General features: G+C 57.2%; 5 protein-coding genes. 1 reads left to right on the forward strand and 4 read right to left on the reverse strand.

Annotated elements, in window-relative coordinates:
* Positions 1-138: 138 nt before the first annotated feature.
* Entirely contained in the window at positions 139-894 is a 756-nt protein-coding gene (locus HX803_RS32050; protein WP_178926066.1) for an SDR family NAD(P)-dependent oxidoreductase, read from the reverse strand.
* A 126-nt stretch (positions 895-1,020) separates the two neighbouring features.
* Between HX803_RS32050 and HX803_RS32055 the strand changes: the two genes are divergently transcribed.
* On the forward strand, positions 1,021-1,605 hold the full coding sequence (locus tag HX803_RS32055) for a TetR/AcrR family transcriptional regulator (protein WP_178926067.1): 585 nt from the start codon (positions 1,021-1,023) through the stop codon (positions 1,603-1,605).
* Between the two features lie 72 nt (positions 1,606-1,677).
* On the opposite strand, the gene HX803_RS32060 is transcribed toward HX803_RS32055, so the two are convergent.
* The 3 genes from HX803_RS32060 to HX803_RS32070 form a co-directional block, all read right to left on the reverse strand.
* Entirely contained in the window at positions 1,678-2,733 is a 1,056-nt protein-coding gene (locus HX803_RS32060) for a polysaccharide deacetylase family protein (RefSeq protein WP_178926068.1), read from the reverse strand.
* A gap of 165 nt (positions 2,734-2,898) precedes the next feature.
* Positions 2,899-4,197 (reverse strand): MFS transporter, encoded by a 1,299-nt coding sequence (locus HX803_RS32065; protein WP_178926069.1) that lies wholly within the window; start codon positions 4,195-4,197, stop codon positions 2,899-2,901.
* Positions 4,194-4,580 carry a hypothetical protein gene (locus HX803_RS32070; RefSeq protein WP_178926070.1) on the reverse strand — a complete coding sequence of 129 codons (387 nt, stop codon included), beginning with the start codon at positions 4,578-4,580 and terminating at the stop codon, positions 4,194-4,196. Before HX803_RS32070 ends, HX803_RS32065 begins: the two co-directional genes overlap by 4 nt.
* Positions 4,581-4,698 lie beyond the last annotated feature (118 nt).

Raw genomic sequence — 4,698 nt, forward strand, 5'->3', positions numbered from 1 at the left:
TGGTCGAGTGTCGCAATGAACAAGACCAGCATCAGCGGCCAGAGCATCGCTGAAAGGACGCTGACCTGTTCAGGCTGTACAGCGTCGGAGTATCGCAGCTCACTATTGGGCATTGCCGTATTCCCGAAGGTAGGTCATTCAGACTTGCGCCATGCCGCCATCGATGGCCAGAACACTGCCCGTCATGTAGGACGAATCGGAGCAAGCGAGGAACAATGCGGCGCGAGCAATTTCCTCTGCCGCGCCCCAGCGTTTCAGCGGCACGGCGGCGCAGACATAGGCGTCCACATCAGGCTGCTCGTACGCCTCTTGCGTCAGCGGCGTCTTGACTGCGCCCGGGCTCAGCACGTTAAACCGCACCTGCCGGTGAGCCAGCGCCTCATCGTTGGCGAAAGTACGAGCCAGGCTACGTACAGCGGCTTTGGACGCCGCATATAAGGGGTCACCCCAGCGTCCCAGATCGGCCGCCGCCGAGCCTGTCAGGATCACCGATGCCCCTACTCCCAGTAACGGCAAGGCTCGCTGGACGGTGAAAAAGGCGGCTTTGAAATTGAGGCCGATCATGGCGTCGAATGCCGCTTCGTCGACCTCTCTCAACGGTGGGCTGTGTGAAGTCCCGGCATTGACCACCAACACATCAATGCGCCCGTGGCGCACCGCTACCACCCTCATCACACGATCAATATCTTCCAGCTTGCTGACGTCAGCCGCGACTCCCGAGGCGTACGGTCCTATGAGCGTCACCGCCTCGTGCAGCTTTTTGGCGTCGCGCCCAACAATCACCACTTCAGCGCCGTGCTTATGCATCAACTGCGCGGCGGCCAAGCCTATTCCGCTGGAGCCTCCCGTTATCAGTACGACCTTGCCCGATAGTTTAAGCACTGTTTCAGCCATGGATTCATCCCTCGCCGCATCTTGTCATCAAGTGATGACTTAAATACTCCGCGATGGATTTGCTCATGTCAACAACTGATGACAAGATGGCTTCACGTCAACAGTTAACGGTCCTATGCCTCGATCATGCCTACCCCAAAATTCGAAACGCCCTCGCGCAATGCACCACAAACCCGACAACGCATTCTTGGCGCTGCACGGCGATGCTTTTCATCCAAGAGCTACGAAAACGTTGGCATGCGTGAGATTGCGAGAGAGTCAGGGGTAGACGCTGCGCTGGTGAGCCGTTACTTCGGCAGTAAGGACCAGTTGTTTGCACACGTCATTGAAAACGCGTTTAACGTTGAGGAGCACTTGCCTGAAAACCTTGAGGACATCGGTACGTTTCTCGTAGGGCAAGTGCTGAATGACACACCTGAGGCAGACGACGACGGTTTCAACCCATTGCGATTGTTGATACTCGCGGCCGCTAGTCCAGAGACGTCGGCGGTCGTATCCGATCGCTTCAATCTAGAGTTCGTACAACCGCTGGCAATGAAGCTGGGGGGTAGAAATGCGAATGCTCGCGCGGCGTTGATAGCGTCCTACGTTATTGGAATCGCTACTATGCGGCATTTGCTGGACTCACCTGATCTCAGCCTGCCTTTACAAGACGAATCTGTAAGCCTGGTAGTCGGCGCTATCCAGGCTTGCGTGACTCAACGGGGCTGATCGACCAGTGCGCCGAACCACCTGAACACTCGGGCCAGGCCCGACGGTGAAGCCCGGCACCTCGGTGAATAATCAGGCACCAGGCAACCCGCTGATGCTGGCCGGGCCACGATCGAGTATCGGAGTGTCTTCACGGTGGGCCAGCACCCACTGCGCAATCTCGTCCTTGCGCGCAAACCACACGTCGTTGTACGAGCGAGCATAAGTGAGGAACCGGTCCAGCATGCGTATCCGGTTGGCATGCCCATTGATGCGGTCATGCATGCCGATCAACATCAGCCGGCGGCGGTTGGCGCCTTCTTCATAGAGTTGGTCGAACTCGTCGCGCAATGCCTGTTCGTACCCCGCCGGGTTGTAACCCTCGAATGGGAACGACGAGATGTCGTTCATATGGAAGGTATAAGGCACCGTGACGAAGTCCTTGCCGTGGACTGGCGTGATGAAGGGCTCGTCATGGCTCGGCTCGTCGATGCTGTAGACGAAACCCAAGGACTGCAAGGTTTCCTGAATGTGCACCGAGTTGCGCAGCCAGTAGGCATTCCAGCCGATGGGGCGCTGGCCGGTGATTTGCTCAATGATGTTCTGTGAGTCGGCGATAAAGCGTTTTTCTTCCTCCCGCGAAAGGTCATAAGAGTTGCTCCAAGTGCGCCCGTGGGCGGCGGCTTCGTGACCACGGCGCACGATTTCCCGGGCTAAGTCCGGCGACTCCTGAATGGCCTTGGCGACCATGAAGCACGAAACCTTGATCTGGTGTTTGTCGAACAGGTTCAGGGCGCGAGGGATACCCTCGTAATGGCCATAGGCGAAGAAGGCGTTGGTGGGAAGGTCCGGCACACCGAGTTTGATCGGCTCCGGAATAGGTCCTCCAGCGCCAGAAATCGGCTGGCCACCGCCCTCGAACATCAACGAGATACTGACCGCAAGACGCGCGCCGTTGGGCCAAAAACCACGTCCGGGCTTACCCAATGTGCCTGGGGTCGTGGCGGCCGTAACGCTGCTGGCGGCTTGTGCCTGCATCGGCGTCAGCAAGCTGCTTGCTGCGAGAATCGCCGCCCCGGCACTCGCTTGGGCCAGGAAGGTGCGACGGTCGGGGTTGTTCGGTTGCAGTGGCGTATCGGAGCTACTCATATTGGACCTCCAGGGTCACAGGATTGCTGAGAGAGTCATGGCAATGAACGACGAACTCACTGGTCGCCGCTGAGGGATGCGGGAACAGCCCAGTTGCACCAATGAATGACCCTATTGTGCGAACCGGGTAGCTAATTGAAAATTAGGCTGACATTTGATGGATTATCAAAAAATACTGAAATATGGACGCTGGGATCGTTGGGCGCCAAAGGCCAACGTCAAGATCCCTGCCAGCATCGCGGCGATGCCTAAACCAGCCATTCCGGTGGCAGGGTTATCGGTGACTTCTATAAGCCAGCCGATCGCGGCGGGGGCGATGAAGCCCGATAGGTTGCCCATTGAATTGATCAAGGCAATGGCAGCAGCGGCACCAACACCGCTCAGGCGTTGAGTAGGCAGGTTCCAGAACAGTGGCAACGCGCTGAAGATGCCGATACTGGCGAGCGTCAGGGCGAGCAAGGCCGCAATCAAATGAGTCGCGATGACCGCACTGATGATGAAGCCAGCACCGGCGATCACGGCACTCAAGCCAACATGCCAAGCCCAGCTGCGTTTGCGGTCTGCACGGCGGGCTACCAGGTTCATCACCACAGCGGCGCAGGCGTAAGGGATCGCCGACAGCCAACCATTAGTCAGCGTATCGCTGATTCCAGCAAAGCCAATGATCGTGGGTAGCCAGAAGTTAATGCCGTACAAGCCACTTAACAGCAAAAAGTAGATCGTCGCGAACAGCAAAATGCTAACTGCACTGCCCTTGCGCAACGCCGCGTGATAATCCGAACCCGGTGCCGAGACGGCCAAGTCGCGCAGCAGTCGGTCGCGGTCCGCACTACTCAACCAATCAGCCTGTTTGGGCGAATCGGGCAGCCAAACAAAGATCATTATGCCAACCAGTATTGAAGGCAGCGCCTCAAGTAGGAACATCCAGCGCCAGCCAGCCAAGCCATGTACCCCGTGCAGTGCCGTCATCAGCATCCCTGAAAGCGGACCGCTGATAACGCCGGCGACCGCACTGGCGGTCATGAACAAGGTGGTCATGCGCCCCCTACGCTGGGCCGGAAACCAGTAAGTGAGGTACAAAATGACGCCGGGGAAGAACCCCGCTTCGGCAACGCCCAGCAGGAATCGCTGCACATAAAAACCATTGGCGCTGTCGACAAATACTGCACTAGCCGAGACTATCCCCCAGGTCACCATGATCCGGGCGATCCAGGTACGCGCGCCGAGTCTGTGCAGCATGAGGTTGCTAGGCACCTCAAAAACGAAGTAGCCAACGAAGAAAATTCCCGCACCCAGGCCGTAGGCACTAGCACTCAGGCCCACGTCGGCGGCCATTTGCAGCTTGGCGGTGCCGATATTGACCCGGTCTAGAAACGCCAGTACCTGGGCCAGTAACAACAGCGGCATTAGCCGCCAGATAACGCAGCTGTAGAGTTTATCCAGTGGATCATTGACCGCGCTCATAAGGCGGCCTCAACCAGCGCGGGACGGTTGCCAGACTTGAGGTAATCACCATTGGCGATACGTTCGATCAGTACGCAACATTGCCAGCTCGTCTTGAGCCCCAATTGCACCACGGCGTCGTTGAACACAGCATGGAGGGTCGCCATCATCCGATGTTCAGCTGCAGGTGAGCGCGGATTAGTGGTGATCAAGCGTATTACGATAAATTGCGCCTGCGGATCACTGCCTGCCAAGGCGATTCCAGTTTCATGAACTCGGGATTTCAAGTCCTCCAGGCGAGCATCGCCGTTGGCAGCCAATGCAGAATGCAAGGCTTGTAGCAACGCTGGAAAGTCCAGCAGAGCGCCAAGTGTTGGCGTGGTTTCGATAACAAGATGCGGCATGACAGATCCAGCCCTGAGAGAAGAGACACCGTCATTGAAGCGACTGCGTAGCTACAATAAAAATAATGATTCAACTAAATAAATATAAGGCTAGCTAATGAATCTGGCGGCTATCGAT

This window comes from Pseudomonas sp. P7548 (assembly GCF_013386585.1).
Classification (GTDB): Bacteria; Pseudomonadota; Gammaproteobacteria; order Pseudomonadales; family Pseudomonadaceae; genus Aquipseudomonas.